The sequence below is a fragment of the Mesorhizobium sp. M0019 genome (assembly GCF_040323975.1).
In the GTDB taxonomy this organism is placed as follows: domain Bacteria; phylum Pseudomonadota; class Alphaproteobacteria; order Rhizobiales; family Rhizobiaceae; genus Mesorhizobium.
Window position 1 is genome coordinate 44121 of the sequence record NZ_JAMYVK010000032.1, and the last position, 19210, is coordinate 63330.

Annotated in this window: 23 protein-coding genes; 12 read left to right on the plus strand and 11 right to left on the minus strand. The window is 62.3% G+C overall.

Going from position 1 to position 19210, the window contains the following annotated elements:
• Window positions 1-4: 4 nt before the first annotated feature.
• Window positions 5-1348 (plus strand): acetyl-CoA carboxylase biotin carboxylase subunit, encoded by a 1344-nt coding sequence (gene accC, locus NKK47_RS22085; RefSeq protein WP_023674822.1) that lies wholly within the window; start codon window positions 5-7, stop codon window positions 1346-1348.
• 15 nt (window positions 1349-1363) lie between these two features.
• Window positions 1364-1981 carry a leucyl/phenylalanyl-tRNA--protein transferase gene (aat, locus tag NKK47_RS22090; protein ID WP_023674821.1) on the plus strand — a complete coding sequence of 206 codons (618 nt, stop codon included), beginning with the start codon at window positions 1364-1366 and terminating at the stop codon, window positions 1979-1981.
• An 83-nt stretch (window positions 1982-2064) separates the two neighbouring features.
• Here aat and NKK47_RS22095 read toward each other — a convergent pair whose 3' ends face one another.
• The 3 genes from NKK47_RS22095 to NKK47_RS22105 form a co-directional block, all read right to left on the minus strand.
• A complete protein-coding gene (locus tag NKK47_RS22095) occupies window positions 2065-2433 on the minus strand; it encodes a hypothetical protein (protein WP_352578266.1) in 369 nt (122 codons plus the stop codon).
• Between the two features lie 88 nt (window positions 2434-2521).
• A complete protein-coding gene (locus NKK47_RS22100; RefSeq protein ID WP_023674819.1) occupies window positions 2522-3004 on the minus strand; it encodes a DUF2155 domain-containing protein in 483 nt (160 codons plus the stop codon).
• Window positions 3005-3160: 156 nt separating this feature from the next.
• On the minus strand, window positions 3161-3559 hold the full coding sequence (locus NKK47_RS22105; RefSeq protein WP_352458848.1) for an NADH:ubiquinone oxidoreductase subunit NDUFA12: 399 nt from the start codon (window positions 3557-3559) through the stop codon (window positions 3161-3163).
• A gap of 255 nt (window positions 3560-3814) precedes the next feature.
• Between NKK47_RS22105 and NKK47_RS22110 the strand changes: the two genes are divergently transcribed.
• From NKK47_RS22110 to NKK47_RS22130, 5 genes are all read left to right on the plus strand, one after another.
• Window positions 3815-4975 (plus strand): helix-turn-helix transcriptional regulator, encoded by a 1161-nt coding sequence (locus NKK47_RS22110; protein ID WP_352578244.1) that lies wholly within the window; start codon window positions 3815-3817, stop codon window positions 4973-4975.
• Between the two features lie 207 nt (window positions 4976-5182).
• Window positions 5183-6583, plus strand: coding sequence for an ArnT family glycosyltransferase (locus NKK47_RS22115; RefSeq protein ID WP_352570905.1), 1401 nt, complete (start codon window positions 5183-5185; stop codon window positions 6581-6583).
• A gap of 94 nt (window positions 6584-6677) precedes the next feature.
• Window positions 6678-6977, plus strand: coding sequence for a hypothetical protein (locus NKK47_RS22120; RefSeq protein WP_352570904.1), 300 nt, complete (start codon window positions 6678-6680; stop codon window positions 6975-6977).
• Between the two features lie 147 nt (window positions 6978-7124).
• On the plus strand, window positions 7125-8336 hold the full coding sequence (locus NKK47_RS22125) for a hypothetical protein (RefSeq protein ID WP_352578245.1): 1212 nt from the start codon (window positions 7125-7127) through the stop codon (window positions 8334-8336).
• Window positions 8337-8488: 152 nt separating this feature from the next.
• Window positions 8489-8830 carry a hypothetical protein gene (locus NKK47_RS22130; RefSeq protein WP_352578246.1) on the plus strand — a complete coding sequence of 114 codons (342 nt, stop codon included), beginning with the start codon at window positions 8489-8491 and terminating at the stop codon, window positions 8828-8830.
• 16 nt (window positions 8831-8846) lie between these two features.
• On the opposite strand, the gene NKK47_RS22135 is transcribed toward NKK47_RS22130, so the two are convergent.
• The 4 genes from NKK47_RS22135 to NKK47_RS22150 form a co-directional block, all read right to left on the minus strand.
• Complete coding sequence (locus NKK47_RS22135; protein WP_352578247.1) at window positions 8847-9335, minus strand: GNAT family N-acetyltransferase; 489 nt, start codon at window positions 9333-9335, stop codon at window positions 8847-8849.
• Between the two features lies 1 nt (window position 9336).
• A complete protein-coding gene (gatB, locus tag NKK47_RS22140; RefSeq protein WP_352578249.1) occupies window positions 9337-10836 on the minus strand; it encodes an Asp-tRNA(Asn)/Glu-tRNA(Gln) amidotransferase subunit GatB in 1500 nt (499 codons plus the stop codon).
• 191 nt (window positions 10837-11027) lie between these two features.
• Window positions 11028-11459, minus strand: a complete 432-nt coding sequence (locus NKK47_RS22145; protein ID WP_023717464.1) for a CBS domain-containing protein — start codon at window positions 11457-11459, stop codon at window positions 11028-11030.
• A gap of 100 nt (window positions 11460-11559) precedes the next feature.
• Entirely contained in the window at window positions 11560-12330 is a 771-nt protein-coding gene (locus NKK47_RS22150) for a rhomboid family intramembrane serine protease (protein ID WP_352578250.1), read from the minus strand.
• Between the two features lie 392 nt (window positions 12331-12722).
• Here NKK47_RS22150 and NKK47_RS22155 point away from each other — a divergent pair, with 392 nt between their 5' ends.
• The 3 genes from NKK47_RS22155 to NKK47_RS22165 all read left to right on the plus strand — a co-directional run bounded on the left by NKK47_RS22155 (window position 12723) and on the right by NKK47_RS22165 (window position 14957).
• Window positions 12723-13361 carry a PAS domain-containing protein gene (locus tag NKK47_RS22155; protein ID WP_352451104.1) on the plus strand — a complete coding sequence of 213 codons (639 nt, stop codon included), beginning with the start codon at window positions 12723-12725 and terminating at the stop codon, window positions 13359-13361.
• Window positions 13362-13478: 117 nt separating this feature from the next.
• Entirely contained in the window at window positions 13479-14096 is a 618-nt protein-coding gene (locus tag NKK47_RS22160) for a PilZ domain-containing protein (protein ID WP_352458466.1), read from the plus strand.
• A gap of 261 nt (window positions 14097-14357) precedes the next feature.
• A complete protein-coding gene (locus NKK47_RS22165; protein ID WP_198023528.1) occupies window positions 14358-14957 on the plus strand; it encodes a transglutaminase-like cysteine peptidase in 600 nt (199 codons plus the stop codon).
• A gap of 219 nt (window positions 14958-15176) precedes the next feature.
• On the opposite strand, the gene NKK47_RS22170 is transcribed toward NKK47_RS22165, so the two are convergent.
• Complete coding sequence (locus NKK47_RS22170; RefSeq protein WP_352458465.1) at window positions 15177-15704, minus strand: gamma carbonic anhydrase family protein; 528 nt, start codon at window positions 15702-15704, stop codon at window positions 15177-15179.
• Window positions 15685-16047: a DUF6949 family protein gene (locus tag NKK47_RS22175; protein WP_352458464.1), complete on the minus strand. Its 363-nt coding sequence runs from the start codon at window positions 16045-16047 to the stop codon at window positions 15685-15687. The genes NKK47_RS22170 and NKK47_RS22175 overlap by 20 nt, the downstream gene beginning before the upstream one ends.
• A gap of 119 nt (window positions 16048-16166) precedes the next feature.
• Between NKK47_RS22175 and NKK47_RS22180 the strand changes: the two genes are divergently transcribed.
• Window positions 16167-16898 carry a hypothetical protein gene (locus NKK47_RS22180; RefSeq protein ID WP_352458463.1) on the plus strand — a complete coding sequence of 244 codons (732 nt, stop codon included), beginning with the start codon at window positions 16167-16169 and terminating at the stop codon, window positions 16896-16898.
• A 265-nt stretch (window positions 16899-17163) separates the two neighbouring features.
• Here the strand turns inward: NKK47_RS22180 and NKK47_RS22185 are convergent, their stop codons facing one another.
• Window positions 17164-17367, minus strand: coding sequence for a DUF3126 family protein (locus tag NKK47_RS22185; RefSeq protein ID WP_023674799.1), 204 nt, complete (start codon window positions 17365-17367; stop codon window positions 17164-17166).
• A gap of 211 nt (window positions 17368-17578) precedes the next feature.
• On the minus strand, window positions 17579-18427 hold the full coding sequence (gene cysE, locus NKK47_RS22190) for a serine O-acetyltransferase (RefSeq protein WP_023717455.1): 849 nt from the start codon (window positions 18425-18427) through the stop codon (window positions 17579-17581).
• 159 nt (window positions 18428-18586) lie between these two features.
• Between cysE and NKK47_RS22195 the strand changes: the two genes are divergently transcribed.
• Entirely contained in the window at window positions 18587-19201 is a 615-nt protein-coding gene (locus NKK47_RS22195) for an HD domain-containing protein (RefSeq protein ID WP_352578251.1), read from the plus strand.
• Window positions 19202-19210 lie beyond the last annotated feature (9 nt).

The window sequence follows — 19210 nt, forward strand, 5'->3', positions numbered from 1 at the left end:
AAAGATGTTCCAGAAAATCCTCATCGCCAATCGCGGCGAAATCGCCCTCAGGGTGCTGCGCGCCTGCAAGGAGCTCGGCATCCAGACGGTGGTGGTGCATTCGACCGCCGACGCCGACGCCATGCATGTGCGTCTCGCCGACGAGAGCGTCTGCATCGGCCCGCCGCCGTCGCGCGACAGCTATCTCAACATCCACCAGATCGTCGCCGCCTGCGAGATCACCGGCGCCGACGCGGTGCATCCCGGCTACGGTTTTCTGTCGGAGAACGCCAAGTTCGCCGACATCCTCGCCGCGCACAACATCACCTTCATCGGCCCGACCGGCGACCATATCCGCATCATGGGTGACAAGATCGAGGCCAAGCGTACCGCAAAACGCCTCGGCATTCCCGTGGTGCCCGGCTCCGACGGCGCGGTCACCGAGGACAAGGAAGCCAAGCGCATTGCCGCCGCGATCGGCTACCCCGTGATCATCAAGGCGTCGGCCGGCGGCGGCGGGCGCGGCATGAAAGTGGCGCGTAGCGAGGCCGATCTCGAGGTGGCGCTGCAGACGGCACGCTCGGAGGCGGGTGCGGCCTTCGGCGACGACGCAGTCTATATCGAGAAATATCTGCAGAAGCCGCGCCATATCGAAGTGCAGGTGTTCGGCGACGGCGCCGGGCGCGGCGTGCATTTCGGCGAGCGCGACTGCTCGCTGCAGCGCCGCCACCAGAAGGTCTGGGAAGAAGCGCCCTCGCCGGCGCTCAATGCCGAGGAGCGCGCGCATATTGGCGGCGTCTGCGCCAGGGCGATCGCCGATCTCGGCTATTCCGGCGCCGGCACCATCGAATTCCTCTATGAGGATGGCGAGTTCTATTTCATCGAGATGAACACGCGCCTGCAGGTCGAACATCCGGTGACCGAGGCGATTACCGGCATCGACCTCGTGCACGAGCAGATCCGCGTCGCCTCGGGCGGCGGACTTTCGGTGCGCCAGGAGGACATCCGCTTCCACGGCCATGCCATCGAATGCCGCATCAATGCCGAGGATCCGCGCACCTTCACCCCCTCGCCGGGCACCATCACCCATTTCCACACGCCGGGCGGCCTCGGCATCCGTGTCGATTCCGGCGTCTATTCCGGCTACAAGATCCCGCCCTACTACGACAGCCTGATCGGCAAGCTGATCGTGCATGGCCGCAACCGCGTCGAATGCATGATGCGGCTGCGGCGCGCGCTCGACGAATTCGTCGTCGACGGCATCAAGACGACGCTGCCACTGTTTCGCGACCTCGTTGGCAACGCCGACATCGCCAATGGCGACTACGATATCCACTGGCTGGAAAAATACCTGGCCGAAGGCGAGTGACACAGGGGCGAAGCGATGACCCGTCCCTACGCACCCGGTTATCGCATCCCGACCGACCTTTTGCTTAAAGCCTATGCCTCCGGCGTCTTCCCGATGGCCGAAAGCGCCAATGACCCCGAAGTATTCTGGGTGCGACCGGAGACGCGCGGCATCATTCCGCTCGACGGGTTCCACATACCGAAAAGCCTGAGAAAGACGATCCGCAAGAACCTGTTCGAGTTCCGCATCGATTTCGACTTCGAGGCGACGATCGAGGCCTGCGCCGAAAGGCGCGAGGAACGGCGGTCGACCTGGATCAACGCACCGATCCGCGAAGCCTATATCGAGCTGCATCGGATGGGCCATTGCCATTCGGTCGAGGCCTGGCACAACGACCGATTGGTCGGGGGGCTCTACGGCGTATCGCTCGGCCGCGTGTTCTTCGGCGAGAGCATGTTCGCCAGGGAGACCGACGCGTCAAAGGCCTGCCTGGTTCACCTCGTCGAACGCCTGAAGGCGCGTGGCTTTGCACTGCTTGATACGCAGTTCACCACCGAGCATCTCAAACGCTTCGGCGCAATCGACGTGCCGCGCGGCAAGTACGAGAAGATGCTGGCCGAGGCGCTGAAGGGCGAGGCCGTGTTTTTTCCATAACCTGGAATGGTTCATCGTTTCACAGAAACGCAATTCCGGACGGAAAGCCGTTCACAGTTTCCTGGAATTGCTCTTGCGGCCGGTCAGCCTTTTTCTGCCGTCACCAGCGGCGTCTGTGCGTGGAACATCATCTTCCAGCCATTGACGCGGTGGACATAGCCGGTGCTGACCAGCGCCGCATAGGCTTCGCCATCTTGCCGCGTCGCACGCGCCTCGTAGGTCAGCATGACGATGTCGCTGCCCGGCTCGATGATGCCCTTGAGGTCGATGTCGAGATCGCGCCAGCGGTTCGGGTCCGTGGCAGTTGCGGCCAGATCGGTATTGCTCATCACCCGCGCCATCTGCGGGAAGGCCACCAGGCATTCGATATCGGCATTGGCCTTGAAATAGTCGGCGCCACCGCTCCAGAATCCCCTTTCGATGTCGAGAAGTTCGTTCTTGTTGGCCATCATCATGGCAACCTCCTCCGTAGAGAGGCACCAACGCTCGGGCAACACGGCGGTTCCGCAAGACGCGGTATCCGCCGCGCGCTGACAGATTCTAGTTGGTTTTGGGGGCGGCGGGTGCTGGCACGTCGGACTTCTGCTTGCAGCCCTTCAGCCAGATATCATAGACGGCATGCTCGACGGCGTTGATCCCGGGGCTTTCGGCAAACATCCAGCCGGTGAAGATACGGCGTATTTTCCGGTCGAGCGTGATCTCGTCGACCTCGACGAACGAATCCGTCTTCGGCTCTTCGTTTTCGGGCCGCGAATAGCAGATGCGCGGCGTCACCTGCAAAGCGCCGAACTGCACCGTCTCGTCGATGTAGACATCGAAGGTGATGATACGGCCGGTGATCTTGTCGATGCCGGCGAATTCAGCGACGGGATTGGTGATGCGCTCGGATACTGCGGGTGCTGCAGGCGCCACCGACGCGTCCGGCGCAGGCGGCGCCAATTCCTGCGCAGTAGCAAGCGCCACCATAGAAGCGAGAACGACCGCGGTTAATCCGCCCGTCAAAATTCGGCTGAACATGCTCATGCAAGGTCCGGTGGTTTGCGCCCGGGTGATTCTCTTAACGCCAAGGCTAGTTGCTGCTGTCGGATCAGCAAACAGCTAAACAGCAATTGTGGCGACAAAGGACCGCCCTCGTGGGGACCGCCCCCGTGGGGACCGCGCGCGTGTCGCGGCGATCGATCACGAACCAGGCGTCCAGGCGTCGTAGTCGCCCGTCACCTGCGGACGATGCTGGTTGGTCAGCACCGAGCCTTTCGGGCGATAGGCCGCGGGGCTGCCGGTGAGGTTCGGCACATGCGGCTTTTGCCAGTCGCGTGGCTTGTAGTCTTCGCTTGGCGGCGCAACGTCGACACGATGATGGATCCAGCCGTGCCAGCCGGGCGGAATCGCCGAGGCTTCCGAATAGTTGCGGTAGATGACCCAGCGACGGGTGCGGCCTTCCGAATCGACGCCGCCCTCATAGTAGACGTTGCCGACCTCGTCCTGCCCGACCTTCTTGCCGTGCCGCCAGGTGTGGAAGCGCGTTCCCAATGTCTGGCTATTCCACCAGGTGAAAAACTGCAGAAGGAAAGTTTTCATCCAAATCCTCGTGGCAAGTCCTTGAAGCAAGTCCTCGCGGCGGCTGCGGCGCCTGTTCCTGCTTATGGCGTCACGGCATTGCGAAGGCAAGGGTCTTGCCGCAACCGACGAGCAAATGGCTGGCGGGGATGCGAACGGTCATACGATCTTCGTGTGCCCCACGAAGCAGATGAAATGGGTTGTTGGCAACCTTACGCAGCGTTATCCTAGGGGGTGATGCTTCGTCGCCTCAAGGGCGGCAAATGAGAGGGGCTCATGTCATCGCTGGCGGGTACGGCCGGTCGCGCGTTGCCGCAGGTCGTTGAGGCGATCTACGATTCGATTGCCGACGTCGACCGCTGGCAGGCGACACTCGAGGCCATCTGCAACCTGGCGGAAGGCCAGCTTGCCATGCTCGCCGTCATCGACACGATCAGCAGCTCCGCGCGGTTTTCGGTGTCTTGCGGCGATCCCGCAGTTCTTGAGCCGTTGAAGCATGACTACGGCTCGCAAGTGCCGTTCTATGCGGCGGTTCCCAAGATGGAGATCGACGTGCCGTTCACCGTCGATTCGATCTACGCCCTGCAAGGCCCGGATACGCGACAGAGATGGCTCGAAAGCCGCATCGTGCGCGAATGGGTGCAACCCAACCGCCTGGACGATTTCTTCTGGGTGGCGTTGATGAAGCGGCCGACCCGGATCGGCACGTTGATGGTGGTTACCGACAAGGACAGGCGCCAGATTTCCCGCGAGGATCTCGAGCTTGTCAGCCTGCTGGCACCGCATGTGCGGCGCGCGGTGACCATCGGCGACCTGTTCGAAGCCGAGCGGCGCAAGGCCGAAATTTTCCGTTCCATCATTGAAAGCCTCGACCATCCGGTGCTGATCGTGGCCGAAGACATGACCATCATCTTCGCCAACCCGTCAGCCGAAGCGCTGCTCGCCGAAAATATCTCAGTCGCTTGCGTGCGCGGACAGCTTTCCTTCACCTATGCCAAAGCCAACGCCGCGATCGGCCGTGCCGTCCAGCTCGGCACGCGCGACGAATTCGCGCTCGGACCTTGCGGCATCAACATTCCCCTGGCCAGGACGGTCGTTCCGGCGGTGGCCCATGTCATGCCGCTGGCGCGGCGTGAAATCTCGGCGCGCATCTCGCAACGCGCCGCCGCAGCGATCTTCATCGCCGCAGCCGGTTCGACACCGACCCCGGCGCTGGACGCCATTGCGGCGCTGTTCGGACTGACCGCGGCAGAAAGGCGAGTCGCCGGTCACGTTGCCGCCGGCCTGACGCGAAAGGAAATCGCCGCGGCCGGCGGCGTCTCGGACGGCACCGTCAAGTCGCAGCTGGCGACGATCTTCGACAAGACCGGTACCGGCGATCAGCGCGAGCTCGAACTGTTGATGCGCGAATTGTCACCGCCGTTGCGCTCCAGTTGATTTGCGCAGATTCCTCGAACCGGCGGTGGTCCAAATGACTCGGCAGGTAAGTTTTTCAAACCTTTGAGACCATCGTCCGCAAAATCTGCGAAACGAAACCGGCATCGTTGCAATTCGGCCAAAATCATGGTGCGGTCGTTCGCGGTCCAGAAACGCGGCACTATGCTCGGCTGGAATGAAAATGGTTTCTGGCGCGGATCTCGATCTTTGACACCGACATCTACCGAGCGGCTGCTCCCCTACCTCTTTCTGCTTGGGCTGATCGTAATCGCGGTCGCTTTCCGGCCACTGCTGCCCGTCGACGAAACGCGATATCTCAGCGTCACCTGGGAAATGTATCTGAGCGGACAGATCTTCGTCCCGACGATGAATTTCGCGCCCTATCTGCAGAAGCCGCCACTGCTGTTTTGGCTTATCGACCTTGTCTGGAATATTTTCGGCGCCAGCCGGCCGGCGGCGATGCTGGTCATCTTCGCCGCCTCCTCGCTCGTCATCTGGCTGACGACGGCGTTGGCAAAGACCCTGTTTCCGGGCCGCGACGACATCGCGCGGCGCATCCCCTGGCTGGTTGCCGGAAGCAGCGTGTTCGTCATCTATTCGACGCTGATCCTGTTCGACCTGTTGCTGACGGTCTTCGTGCTCGCCGCGCTGTTGTCGTTGATTGCCTTTGCCCGCAGCGGCAACCGCTGGCAGGCCGTTCTGGCCGGGCTGTTCATCGGCATGGGCGTGCTGACGAAAGGCCCGGTGGTGCTGATCCATATCGGCGCGCCCATCCTGTTCTACCCGTTCTGGCGCGACCGGCGGGCGGGACTGACGACACCGAACTTCCTCGCTGGAGTGGGCCTGGCAGTGCTCGCCGCGCTGATTCCGGTGGCGATCTGGCTGGTGCCGGCGACCATCCTGACAAAAGGCAATTTCGTCTACGATCTCGTCTGGAACCAGTCGGCGGGACGTGTCACCGGCAATTTGCGCAATTCGCATGGCCGGCCGTTCTATTTCTATCTGCTGCTGCTGCCCGTCATGTTCATACCGTGGATCTTCATACCCGAGGTGTGGCGGTTGAAGCTGCGCACGCGGATACGCAGCCTGATCGACGCGAAGTCGCCGGATCTGCGCGCCTTGCGCCTGCTGTCATTCTCGTTCGTTGCCGTGTTTCTCGTGTTCAGCGCGATATCCGGCAAGCAGCCTCATTATGTCGTGCCGATGTTGCCGTTCGTGGTCATCCTGTTCGGCTATTTCATGGCGGAGATCCCGCTCGCCAGGCTGAAGAGCTCGGCCATCGTCATGCTTGTCATTTTCGGGATCGGCCACGCGGTGGCATCGGCAACCGCGTTCAAACGCTATGATCTGACGCCGCTCGCCAACTTCATCGACGAGCGAAAGGATGCGGACTGGGCCGTGGCTTTCGACTATCAAGGCGAAGTCGGCTTCCTGGCCCGGTTGCAAAAGCCATTCGAAAGCACCGACAAACCGGAAGAATGGCTTGGCTCGCATCCCAGCGGCTATGTCATCGACAAGGTTTCCAAGGATCCCGGCACTGCAGGGCAAATCGCGTTCCGGCTTCGCGTCGAACGCGGCTATCTCGTCGTGCTGAAGGGACAGCATTGACGATCGTCACCGGTATGCGAGTTCGTCCCCCGCGCGGGAGATGAAGGCGTTGCTGCTTCGTGGTTCCATCGCTCGATAGAACCGGGAGGTATTCATGCGCAAGCTCATCTCGACGACGCTTTTTGCCTTATCGCTCGCTGTGGCCGGCCTTGCCGCCGATCCGGCATGGAGCTTCAAATGTCAGTCCGGAACGATTGGGCAAGGCAGTTGCTCCTGCTCCGGGACCGCCGACTGCACCGATATGCGGCATTCCAAAATGTGCAAGGGCGACCTGAACTGCGGTTCGGGCAAATGCTCCTGCACGGCCGCATTGGTAGTCGACCCCGGCCCGAAAACCCCCAAGCCCAAGGTCGTCGCGCCGATGGCGACAACCAAAGGCGTCGTGAAGCAGTAGATATCCAATCCGAACGGACGGCGGCTCGACGTCGCTGGGCCGGCCCGATGTTTCGCAGTTCATCCCCCGTGCGGGCGATAAACCGCCATCGAACAAATGCTGCTGTCTAGCCGGAGGGTGGTTTCCAACCGAAAGAGCGAGGATACCATGTTGAAAACCTGCACGATGCTGTTCTTCGGCCTGATGGCGGCCACCGCGGCCGCCCAGCCGCCGCCTTCGGGGCCGCCGGTTCCCAGTGCGGCACTTGCCCCATGCAACGCCACACAATCGAACAGGCCCTGCAAAGCCGAACTCGGCGTGTTCCTGATCACCAACACCGTCCGCAACCTGGCGCAAGCCAAGGTCGACGCCACCAACGCACAGCTGGCCGCCCAGGGACGATCGTCACGCGCATCGATCGAATCGCTGAAGCAATGGCGGCCGTCGCGCTTTGCGACGCAGATGCTGAACCAGCCGAACAGCTGGTTTGTCAAAGTTCCTTACATCCTGACCATCAAAGTCTCGATCCCGGTGACCTCCGACCGCCACATCGGCATTCCCATAGACGTCAACGTCTTCTGCAGCGGCTGGCAGACCGATTCCAGCCAGGTCATCATCCGCTCGCAACCCGGCCCGGCGAGCTTCGAGGGCGGCAACATCCTCGAAGACGTTTTCAACGTCGGCAATTACATCGACGCTCAGGTACGCAGCTCGTTTTCGGCACCTCTGCCGGTGACGACGCCGGTTCCAAATTCGAAATGCTCGGCAATAGACGGCTCCGATGCCGGCACGCAGGCCACCGGCGATGATCTCATCTTCTGGACGGTGCCGCGGCGCAACCTGGTGGTGACGGACGCCATAGCCAAGCCGACGGTTGAAGTGACCTTCGACAGCCTCACACGCCTGCCAGCCCGCGACTTCCACAACAATGTCGTCTATGCGGAATCCGAGGCCATAAACCTCAACGTCTATGCCAATGAGGATGGCCGTCAGAAGGCGCTGACGATGCGCGAAGGCGACGTGGCTGCGCTGAACCTTCCCGCAGTACGGCTGGACGCGCGAAAATACGATTCGCTGGTCGTCATCGGCAATGTCGACCAGCCGCCGAACGACCCCAGAGACAGCGCCTTCGCGGTAGCGGCCAAGACTGCGGGATTCGGTGGCGGTTCCAAGATCATGCAGATCCCGAAGTGGTATTCGAGGCCGCCGGACCAGTTCAATCCCAAGCCTACATGGATCAGAGTTCCCGGCTATGAGCTGCACTATACGGTACGCTATCTCAACAGCGGCGGGCTGGCCGTCGATGGTGGAACCAGTACGGTCCGGCCTCCAAAAGTCGCCGTTCCGATAAAGACGCTCATCAAGCCGAAGACGCCCTGACGCGGCCGCTCGCGGATGACGGCGGCGGCTCAGATCGCTGCCGCCTTCCCCCGCGCGGCAGATGCGGCAGCGCCGGCATCATGGCCTGATCTTGCCGGAACAAATGCGCCGCTTCGCCCAAAAGCGAGCGGCGCCATCGATGGAGACAAACGATGCTGCACCTTCCCCACACCATGCCCGCCGTCCGGATCATTGCGGCAATCTCGCTGCTTGCCTTCCCGAACTTCCTGCCGCCGGTCACGAGCCCGGCGAACGCGCTGCCGGTCAGCCAATCCTGCAGGATCACCACGTATTACAAGACTGCGGCAAAGGCGACGGAGGTTGGCGTGCGCTCGACGTGCCAGGGCGTCAAAAAATGGGGCGTCACCTCGAAATATTACGAGGTCGAAAAAATCGAAGCCGCCACGCCCCCGCACACGTCGGGTGGCGGCGGCAGCCTGCCGTGCGAGTTTCTCGCTGCCGGCTGCTCCAACCTGCCTGAGAAACGCAACTGAGCGTCAGGCGAACGAGCTATCCGAGTTGCTTCTCCAAAACCAGCGCCGGCAAGCCCGAGGCGCCGCCGCAATCGGCCGTGTTGCCGGCGGGCAAGAACCCTCTCGCGCGGTAAAAGGCGATGGCCGGAGCATTTGCTTCCTCGACCTCGACGCGCAGCGTCCGGGCCTCCGGAAAGCTGGCCTCGATCTCGTCCAGCAGCGCCTGGCCGATGCCTTGCCTCTGCCAGGCCGGGTGCACGTAGAGCTGGTTCAGCATGACGATCGCGGGATCCGTGGTGGCGGCGGCAAAGGCCATGCCGCCGATGCTTTTGCCGTCGTCGGCGAGCAGGAACTCCGAGTTCGGCCGCGTCAGCCGTGCCTTGAGCGCGGCGATCGAATGCCATTCATCGGTGATTTCGGTAACCCGCGCCGCGCCGTAGATGGCGTCATAGGTGGCATGCCACGTCTCGATCAGCAATGCGCGCACCGCCGCCAGATCGCGCTCGCCGGCGGTGCGGACGAACATCCTACTCGATCCCGAGCCTAGCCTTGACCAGCTCGTTGACCGCCTGCGGATTGGCCTTGCCGCCGGTCGCCTTCATCACCTGGCCGACGAACCAGCCGGCCATGGTCGGCTTGGCGCGCGCCTGTTCGACCTTGTCTGGGTTGGCCGCGATCACCTCGTCCACCGCCTTTTCGATGGCGCCGGTATCGGTGACCTGCTTCATGCCGCGGCTTTCGACCAGCTGACGCGGATCGCCGCCCTCGTTCCAGACGATCTCGAACAGATCCTTGGCGATCTTGCCGGAGATGGTGCCTTCCTTGATCAGATCGATGACCGCGCCAAGCTGGTCGGGTGAAACAGGAGCGTTTTCAATGTCCTTGCCGGCCTTGTTCAAGGCACCCAGGAGGTCGTTGATGACCCAGTTGGCGGCGAGCTTGCCGTCGCGCCCGGCCGCCACCTTCTCGAAATAATCGGCGACCGCCTTTTCCGATACCAGGATCGAGGCATCGTAGGTCGACAGGCCAAGCGAAGCGATCAGCCGCGCCTTTTTGGCATCGGGAAGTTCCGGCAGGTCCTTTGCCAGTTCGTCGACATAGGCCTGGTCGAATTCCAGCGGCAGAAGATCGGGATCGGGGAAATAGCGGTAGTCATGCGCTTCTTCCTTGGAGCGCATCGAGCGCGTCTCACCCTTATTGGGGTCGAACAGCCGCGTTTCCTGCTCGATCCTGCCGCCGTCCTCGAGGATGGCAATCTGCCGGCGCGCTTCATAGTCGATGGCCTGGCCGATGAAACGGATCGAGTTGACGTTCTTGATCTCGCAGCGCGTGCCGAATTCGCCGCCGGGCCGCCGCACCGAGACGTTGACGTCTGCGCGCAGCGAGCCTTCGTCCATATTGCCGTCGCACGTGCCGAGATAGCGCACGATGGTGCGCAGCTTGGTGACATAGGCCTTGGCTTCATCGGCGGAGCGCATATCCGGCTTGGAGACGATCTCCATCAGCGCCACGCCGGAGCGGTTGAGATCGACATAGGACATCGTCGCATGCTGGTCGTGCATCGACTTGCCGGCGTCCTGCTCCAGGTGCAGGCGCTCGATGCCGACCTCGATGTCCTCGAATTCGCCCTGCCGGTCCGGGCCGACCGAGACGATCACCTTGCCCTCGCCGACGATCGGCTGCTTGAACTGCGAGATCTGGTAGCCCTGCGGCAGGTCGGGATAGAAATAGTTTTTCCTGTCGAAAACCGATTTGTGGTTGATCTCGGCCTTCAGGCCCAGCCCGGTGCGGATCGCCTGCTTGACGCATTCCTCGTTGATGACCGGCAGCATGCCGGGCATCGCCGCATCGACCAGGCTGACATTGGCGTTGGGCACGGCGCCGAAAATGGTCGAGGCGCCGGAAAACAGCTTTGCCTGCGAGGTCACCTGCGCGTGGACCTCGAGGCCGATGATGATCTCCCAGTCGCCGGTGGCGCCGGGAACCAGGCGCTTGGCGTCGGGCGTGCGGGTATCGATGATGCTCATAAGGGCCTGCATATTGAAATTGCGGATATGCGAGAACGCATATTTTGATGTGCAACTTCGCTAGTGCAAACCGCCAAAAGAGACAAGCGCAAAGCCGCAGGCGCCGACGCGGCACAGGCCCGCACCTGCCGCGATGGACTGCTATAGCGGCTTGAAAAAAGTTCAATGGCCGGCAACCCGGCCGCCGTCACCTATGCCGTGGCGATGTAGGCCCTGATCTCCTCGGCCTCGCGCTCGACATCCTCGATGCGGCGCTTGACCACGTCGCCGATCGACACGATGCCGTCGAGCAGCCCGTTCTTTTCCACCGGCAGATGGCGGAAGCGGCCCTTGGTCATGATCTCCATGACCTCGTTGACGGTGTGGTTCTCATTGCAGATCTTCACCTTGGGCGTCATCGCCGAGCGGATGGCAAGGTCGAGCGCCGCCGCCCCCTCCTTGGCGAGAACCCGCACCACATCGCGCTCGGAAAGAATGCCGACGATCTTGTGATCGCCGTTGGTGATGACCAGCGCGCCGATCCTGTGTTCGGAAAGCATGCGGATGGCTTCGCTGAGCTTTTCGTTCGGCCCGAGCGTCACCACGTCGTGGCCTTTTGCCTCGAGAATTGCCTTAACAGTCATGGCGTCCTCCTCTGCATTTCTTGCCGGCTCCTGCCCTGGCCGGCTTTCCCTGGGATGAACATGGTGCGCCGCGATCGGTTGCTTTTCAAGTGCAGCGGTCTCAGGTCTCCGGCTCGTCCGCCTGCCGGGGCACCTGCTCTCGCCGATCAAAAAACCGCAGGCCGAAGAAGCCGGCAAGAAAGCCGCCAATATGGGCTTCCCAGGCGATCTGGCCGTCAATGCCAGGCGCCAGGCCGAAGAGGCCGGTCGCGAGGTTGATCACCATCCACATGGCGAGAAAGGTGACGACGCCGCGCGAGCGCAGCACCGCCGCCATCGGCAAAGGCTGGCCGGCGAAGGCGGCCTTGCCCGACGAGCGGTCGATGCGGAAGCCGTAGCGTGCCGCCGCACCCATCATGCCGGAAATCGCGCCGGAGGCGCCGACCAGCGGCGCCTCCCCAAGCGGATGCATGGCCCAGAACAGCGCCACCGCCGCCAGTCCGGTCGCGGCGAAGAACAGGCTGAAGCGCAGCGCGCCGAAGCGGTTGGCCAGCGGTGAGCCGAAGGCCGCAAGCCACACCATGTTGATGGCAAGATGGGCAAAGCCGCCATGCAGGAAGGCATATGTAAAGGGCCGAGAAAACAGGAACCAGTCGAAGCCGTATTGGCCAGTGTAGAGAACAGGAATGAAGGCCCCGTCGTACAATAGTGTCAGCTGCTGGTCTTGGCTAAGCACATACTGCTGCATCAGAAAGACGACGACGCAGATGGCGATCACCGCCAGCACCACGGGCGGCAGGTTGAACACCGGCTCGCGGCGCTGCTCCGGTTCGCGGGCGACAGGCTCACCCTGGCCCTGCTCGATCTCCGGTGGGCTTTCTGGGTCGCTCATATGGCTTGCACTCAGTCGCTGGATTGGACTTCGCGAGCATGTAGATCACGGCCAACCGAATCACAAATGGCGAATCAGCAGCCCCGAATCAAAAAAGAAGCCGTCCAAGGTTTCCCTTGAACGGCTGGTCGAGCCCCCTTGCTCCCCCTGAACTCTTGACTGAAGTGCTGCCGATCGTCGCAAAACGACCGCTTCTGGAGTGGTTTTGGTGTGCCACAGGCCTGGCAGGCACGCAACGTAAACCAGTTGTTAACCTTAACCGCCCCGACCCGTGAACAAGTATTAACGATGCTGGCACGCATCCTGCTCCGCAACGCATGTAGGTCTTCGGAGGGCGCCCTTCTGTTCACCGATGGGACATCAGAAGACAGAATGCGCGGAGCAGCATTAGCATGAACCAGACCGGATCGATCACGCTGTTCCATTATTGGAACCGGTTGCGTGACGGACGCCCTGCCCCGAAGCGCTCGGAAGTCGAACCCGCCGACATCAAGTCGCTGTTGGCCGACACGTTCATCCTGGAAAAGGACACGCGCGGCGAAGCGGTGTTCCGGCTGGCCGGCACCAGGCTCTGCGCGGTCTATGGCCGCGAACTCAAGGGGTTTTCATTTCCTTCGCTGTGGCGCGAGAAGGACCAGCGACTGATTTCGAAGCTGACCGATGGCGTCTTCGACCTGAAATCGGTGATGCTCATCACCTATGAGGGTTTCAGCCGCAACGGCCGGTCCAACAGGTTCGAGCTGCTCGCGCTGCCGCTCGACGGCGGTGTCGAGAGCCCGCGCTGCCTCGGCGTGATAAGCGCCGTCGAAAAGCCCTTCTGGCTGGGCGCCGACCCGGTTCTCGACGCCTTGATCGATTCGATCCGCGTCGTCGATCCCGACAAGGAGCCGATGTTCCCGGGGAACCGGCCGGCGATCGAGGTTCCCTCGCTCGCCCCATCGGAATTCGACCCGCCCGAGACGATTTCGGCGCTCGGCCAGGCTCGCCGCATCCGTCACCTGGTCGTCTTCGACGGCGGACGCGAGGAATGATGCCCAAAGCTTAAAGCAACAGCGCCGGGCTTTCCCCTTTGTTAACCTGCTTTGTTGTAGTTTTCCGCTGAAATTCCCCGCATCCATGCGCGGAATGCCGAACGGGGTATGGCAGTGATGAGGTCAGCGGCGGTCGACCATGCGCCGTCCCAAGCTGAAAGGCGTAACTTTCAGCGCGTCCGCGTGAAAATTTACGGACGCTTCATGCTGGAAGACCGCACCGAACATCCCTGCCAGGTGGTCGACATGTCGCCCGGCAACGTTGCGCTGCGCACCGAGCGCGCCGGTCTGGCTGGCGAAAAGGTCATTGCCTATATCGATCACATCGGCCGCATTGAAGGCGTCATCACCCGCACGCTGCAGGATGGCTTTGCGATGACCGTCATCGCGTCGGAGCGCAAGAGGGACAAGCTCGCCGCGCAACTGACCTGGCTTGCCAACAAGCACGAGCTCGACCTGCCGGAGGACCGCCGCCATGAGCGCGTCGCACCGCGCAACCCGACGAGCGTGTTGCAGCTTGCTGACGGACGCCAGTACCAGTGCCGCATCATCGACCTGTCGCTGTCGGGCGCGGCGATCGAGATCGACGTCAAGCCGGCCATCGGCGTCCAGGTGACGCTGGGCACCATGCGCGGCCAGATAGTGCGGCATTTCGAAGATGGCGTCGCCATCGAGTTCGCCGTCATCCAGCGGCCGGAAACGCTCGATACCGAATTCAGCTCATCGCGCGGCTGACGCGGAAGCGTTAGCACTATCGGCAAGAGAGGCTGGCGATCCTTCGCGCCCCCTCTGTCCCGCCATCCTAGCTGTTCGAACGGTGCGACGAAGCATGGGAACATGCCCGGCTGGAATCCTTAAACAATTCTATATTCAATTGCGTCAAATTTTATGTGTATTCTATTGGCGTTTTACTTAATGTCTACTTCGCGCTTTTGCGTCAAATAAATCCAGCCGTGTCATTGTCTCCTCAAACGGGGAGACTGAATAATGAACAGGATGAGGGGCAAGCTGTTGCTGGCGGCAATAGCGATGCAGCTTTTCGGTTGGGGGACTGTAAACGCGGCGGAGCCGGCCTTCATGCACACCGGCGGCCGCACCACGCAGCCGGTCGGACACTACGAATTGTGCCAGCAGCTTCCGCAGGAATGCAATCAGAGGACGCCTGGCCGGGCACCCGTCGAGCTGACCCGCAAGCTGTGGGCAACGATCGTCAAGGTCAACAATTCGGTCAACAGCAGGGTCGCGCCGCGCACCGACATGGAAATGTGGGGCAAGGAGGAAGTCTGGTCCTTTCCCAATAGCGGCTTCGGCGACTGCGAGGACTATGCGCTGGAAAAGCGCCGCGAGCTGATGAGCATCGGCGTGCCGGCCGGCGATCTGCTGATGACGGTGGTGCGCCAGCGCAATGGCGACGGCCATGCGGTGCTGACCGTGCGCACCAGCCTTGGCGAGTTCATCCTCGACAATCTCCAGCCCAAGGTGCTGTCCTGGACCAATACCGGCTACACCTACCTGAAGCGCCAGTCCGAGCGGAATTCCGGCGCGTGGGTGACGATCAACGACGGCCGCTCCGACGCGGTCGCCAGCGTCCGCTGAGGACGCCAATGCATGTCGCCCAAAAGTGCGTAGCGGTTTTGGGATAACGACATGCATAAAACAGAGGTTAAGTGCGTCGCATGACTTCGCGCTTTAGGAGAAACCCGGTCGAGTCCCCACCCTCCCCGTCCCCAACGACCGGGTTTAAGGAGCCGGCCCCGTCCCCGGGCCGGCTCCACCATTTCCGAGCTTGCGATAGGCGGCCTTCACTGACTGGCGCTACACTTTCCTCAGCCCCGCCCTGAACCTCTTCCCGTTTGCCACATAATGCGCGGCCGAGGCGCGCAGCCTGGCGACTGCGTCCTCATCGAGCATCCTGACGACGCGCGCGGGCGAGCCGACGATCAGCGAATTGTCGGGAAATTGCTTGCCTTCGGTGACCAGCGCGCCGGCGCCGACCAGCGAGTTGTTGCCGATCTTCGCACCATTCAGCACGATGGCGCCCATGCCGATCAGGCTGTTGTCGCCGATCGTGCATCCATGCAGCAAGGCGCGATGGCCGATCGTGCAGCCTTGGCCGACGGTCAGCGGAAAGCCGGCGTCGGTGTGCATGATTGTGTGCTCCTGCACATTTGTGTCGGCGCCGACGACGATCGGCTCGTCGTCGCCGCGGACGACGACGCCGAACCAGAAGCCGGCATTGCGGCCAATCCTGATATTGCCGATCAGCGTGGCATCGGGCGCGATCCAGTTGCTGTCGGCGTTCTCGAAGGCGGGCGCTTTTCCGTCAATCGCGTAGATCGGCATTGCTGTCTCCAGATCGTCTCACACCGACAAGCTGCCAGACCCTAGAAGCGAAGCCGCCCAGGACGCAATGCGCCAGCGCCCAGATGGTCGCCGTACAGCCGCAGGAGATCAGCCCCAGCACCGAGATGCGACGCTCGCGCCAGGCGTCCAGCGCCTCGTTGGCGAACATCAGCGGCCCGGCGCAAGCCGTCGCGGCGAGCGAGCGCAGCATGTGCTTCGACGATACATAGGGCTGGACGAAGGCGAGCCTACGGCCGGCGATCAGCTCCATCGCCGATCCGGCCAGGCCGCAAGCCGTCAGCCCAGCCATAAAACTGAATATGATTTGTTCGACCGGGCCCATCTTTACCCTCCGTTTACCATGAAATCGCACAGTCGCCCGCAAAGCTGCGAAGCAAGAGCCGTGCCGCGCCGGGATGTGCCGTTCAGGTACACCCGATGGGACGGCAAATGAGGGTCGCTATGAAGCAGGCAGCCGCCACAGAGGGCCCGCAACTCAGCGTCGTCGATTCGACGCTGATGAGGCGGGTGTTTTATGCATTCGCGACGCTGGCGCTGCTTTCGGTGGCGATCAGCCTCGGCGGCAAATGGTTCGGCCGCTCGATCGCCATGGCCGGGTACACCGACGACACCACGGTCCACAGGGTCGTCATCGGCAACAACGTCATCGCCGTGCCGGCCAATGTCATCCGCTTTGCCCAGGCCCGGCGCGACGGCATCGCTTCGCGACTCGACCTCTATCTGCGCTATCCCGAGATGGACGGCTACAGCGAGGCTGCCCGCAACGACTTCAACCACACCGGACCCAGCAAGGACATCGTCTTCCTGTCGTTCGAGCCGCAGATGATGTCGCGCGACATGAGCGGCCGCTTCGCGCCGATCTACAGCGCGCTGATCGCCAAGCCGGGTACGCCCGGCCCTGGCGGCACCACGCTTTACGCCTTCAGCGAAAAATCAGGCTATCTCAACGAAGTGCTGGCGGTCGCCGATCGCCCCGGAAAGGATCCGTTCGTCGCACGTTGCCTGAGCGGCCCGAGCTCGGACGAATCGCTGGCGCCCTGCGAACGCGACATCCTGGTCGGCGACAATCTCAGCCTCACCTACCGCTTCCCCCGGGAATTCCTGGGCGATTGGCAGGGGCTCGACGCGGCGATTTCTGGCGAAGCAGCGCGTGTGCTGAAGACCGGGCGGTAAGCAACGAAACGAGCCGTTCCGTAGCGATCCTTCGCGCCCCTCTCTGTCCTACCGGACATCTCCCCCACGAGGGGGGAGATCGGCCGTCATCTTGGCTTTCGCCGATCTCCAATGTTGCAGGAAGAGTGCAGCGCCGAGGCTGCCAATCTCCCCCCAGGTGGGGGAGATGGGCGGCAGGCCAGAGGAGGGCGCTGTTCCGCCGGCGTCCTGCAAGGTTCCGTACCGCCGCAGCGCTTGAGGCGTAGCGGCCAGCTAAACTCCCAACTCAGGCCAGATCGATGTCGAGGATCGCCATCGAGAAATTATAATCGCCGTCGTCCTCGTCCTTGAAGACGATGCCGAGGAACTCGTCGCCGACATAGACCTCGGCCGAATCTTCCTTGCGCGGCCGCGCCTTCACTTCGAGTTTAGGGTTCTGGAAGGTGCGCTTGAAATAGGCGTCCAGCTTTCTGATTTCGTCCGGCTTCAACAGTCTTCTCCGATCGTCGCTTGCTAAAGTGCGTCGCGTCTGAAGAGACGATGCGACGCGCTTTAAATCTTGCTTCATGCATGTCGCTATCCCAAAAACCGCTGGGCACTTTGGGCGACATGCATTGGTGAGCGCGCTTCTGGCACGTCGACAATGGCCATGTAAAGGCAAGCCGGCATGGGGGGCAGGAATTCAGCCCCTGCCCGAGCACTCAGATGTCGAAGCTGACGACGTGGTCCATCGTCTGCGATGGCAACAGCTGGTCCATCTGCCGCGAAGGCTGGTCGCAGCCGGTCTCGCCGACGACGCGGGCCGGCACGCCGGCAACCGTCTTGTTGTGCGGTACCGGCGACAGCACCACCGAGCCGGCCGCGATCTTCGAGCAATGGCCGATCTCGATGTTGCCGAGGATCTTGGCGCCGGCGCCGATCAGCACGCCGTAGCGGATCTTGGGATGGCGGTCGCCGCCGGCCTTGCCGGTGCCGCCCAGCGTCACGCCGTGCAGGATCGACACGTCGTCCTCGATCACCGCCGTCTGGCCGACGACGAGGCCGGTGGCGTGGTCGAGGAAGATGCCCTTGCCGATGCGGGCAGCCGGATTGATGTCGGTCTGGAACACCGAGGACGACCGGCTCTGCAAATACAGCGCGAAGTCCTGGCGGCCCTGGTTCCACAGCCAATGCGCCAGCCGGTGCGTCTGGATTGCGTGAAAACCCTTGAAGTAGAGCACCGGCATGATGAAGCGGTCGCATGCCGGATCACGGTCGTAATAGGCCTGGATATCGACGCGCACCGTCGTCGACCAGTCCTTGTCGTCGGCCGCCATCGCCTTGAACGTCTGGCGGATGAGGTCGGAGCCGATGTCCTGATGGGCGAGGCGCTCGGCCAGCCGGTGAATGACCGCTTCTTCCAGGTTTTCCTGATTGAGGATGGTCGAATAGAGGAACGCCGCCAGCAGCGGATCGCGGTTGACCGCTTCCATCGCTTCGTCGCGGATCGAACGCCAGATCGGATCTACCGGCTGCACCCTGGTGGGACGGGAAATCGTAACGCTGTTCATCTGATGTCTCCGGCCATCCAATGTCTCGGCCATCCAATGTCTCGGTTGGCGGCTTGCCTATTCTCCGGCCGCACCTATAAGCCAGATCATAGCACGGGTGAACTCAATTTTCCTTAGTGCTTCGTGAAATGGATTTGGTTGGCGGAATTTCAAGCAGCCATGGAAAACGCAACCTTGATGGACGAGACCCTGAAGCGCGAGCTTTCCGCGCTCTATGAGGCCGAAGATCGCCACTACCACGACCTTGGCCACATCGAGGCGATGCTGGCGCTGGCCAATGATTACAAGGCGTTGTTGCATGATCCTGAAGCAGTCGAGGCAGCGATCTGGTTTCACGACGCGATCTACGACAGCCGCGCCAAGGACAATGAGGCGAGGAGTGCCGCACTTGCCGAGGAAAAGCTCGCCGGTCGCGCCGATGCACAACGCCTCGGCCACATCGCGGCGATGATCACTGCCACAGCCGGCCACGAATTGCCGCCCCTTGGCGACCAGCATTCGGTTCGCGACGCGGCGCTGTTCCTCGACATGGACCTGGCGATCCTGGGTGCCGCGCCCGAGGCGTTCGACGCTTATGAACAGGCGGTCCGCCGCGAATATCAGTGGGTCGATGAGCCGATGTGGCGGGCCGGCCGTGCCGCTGTCCTAAAAGGGTTCCTCGCGCGTCCGCATATCTTCCACAGCGAGGAATTCCGCCGGCGCTTCGAAACCCAGGCCCGGCATAACATGACGCGCTCGCTCAGGGCGCTGGGGCACAGCCCGCGCGGATCGTAGCCCGACGCG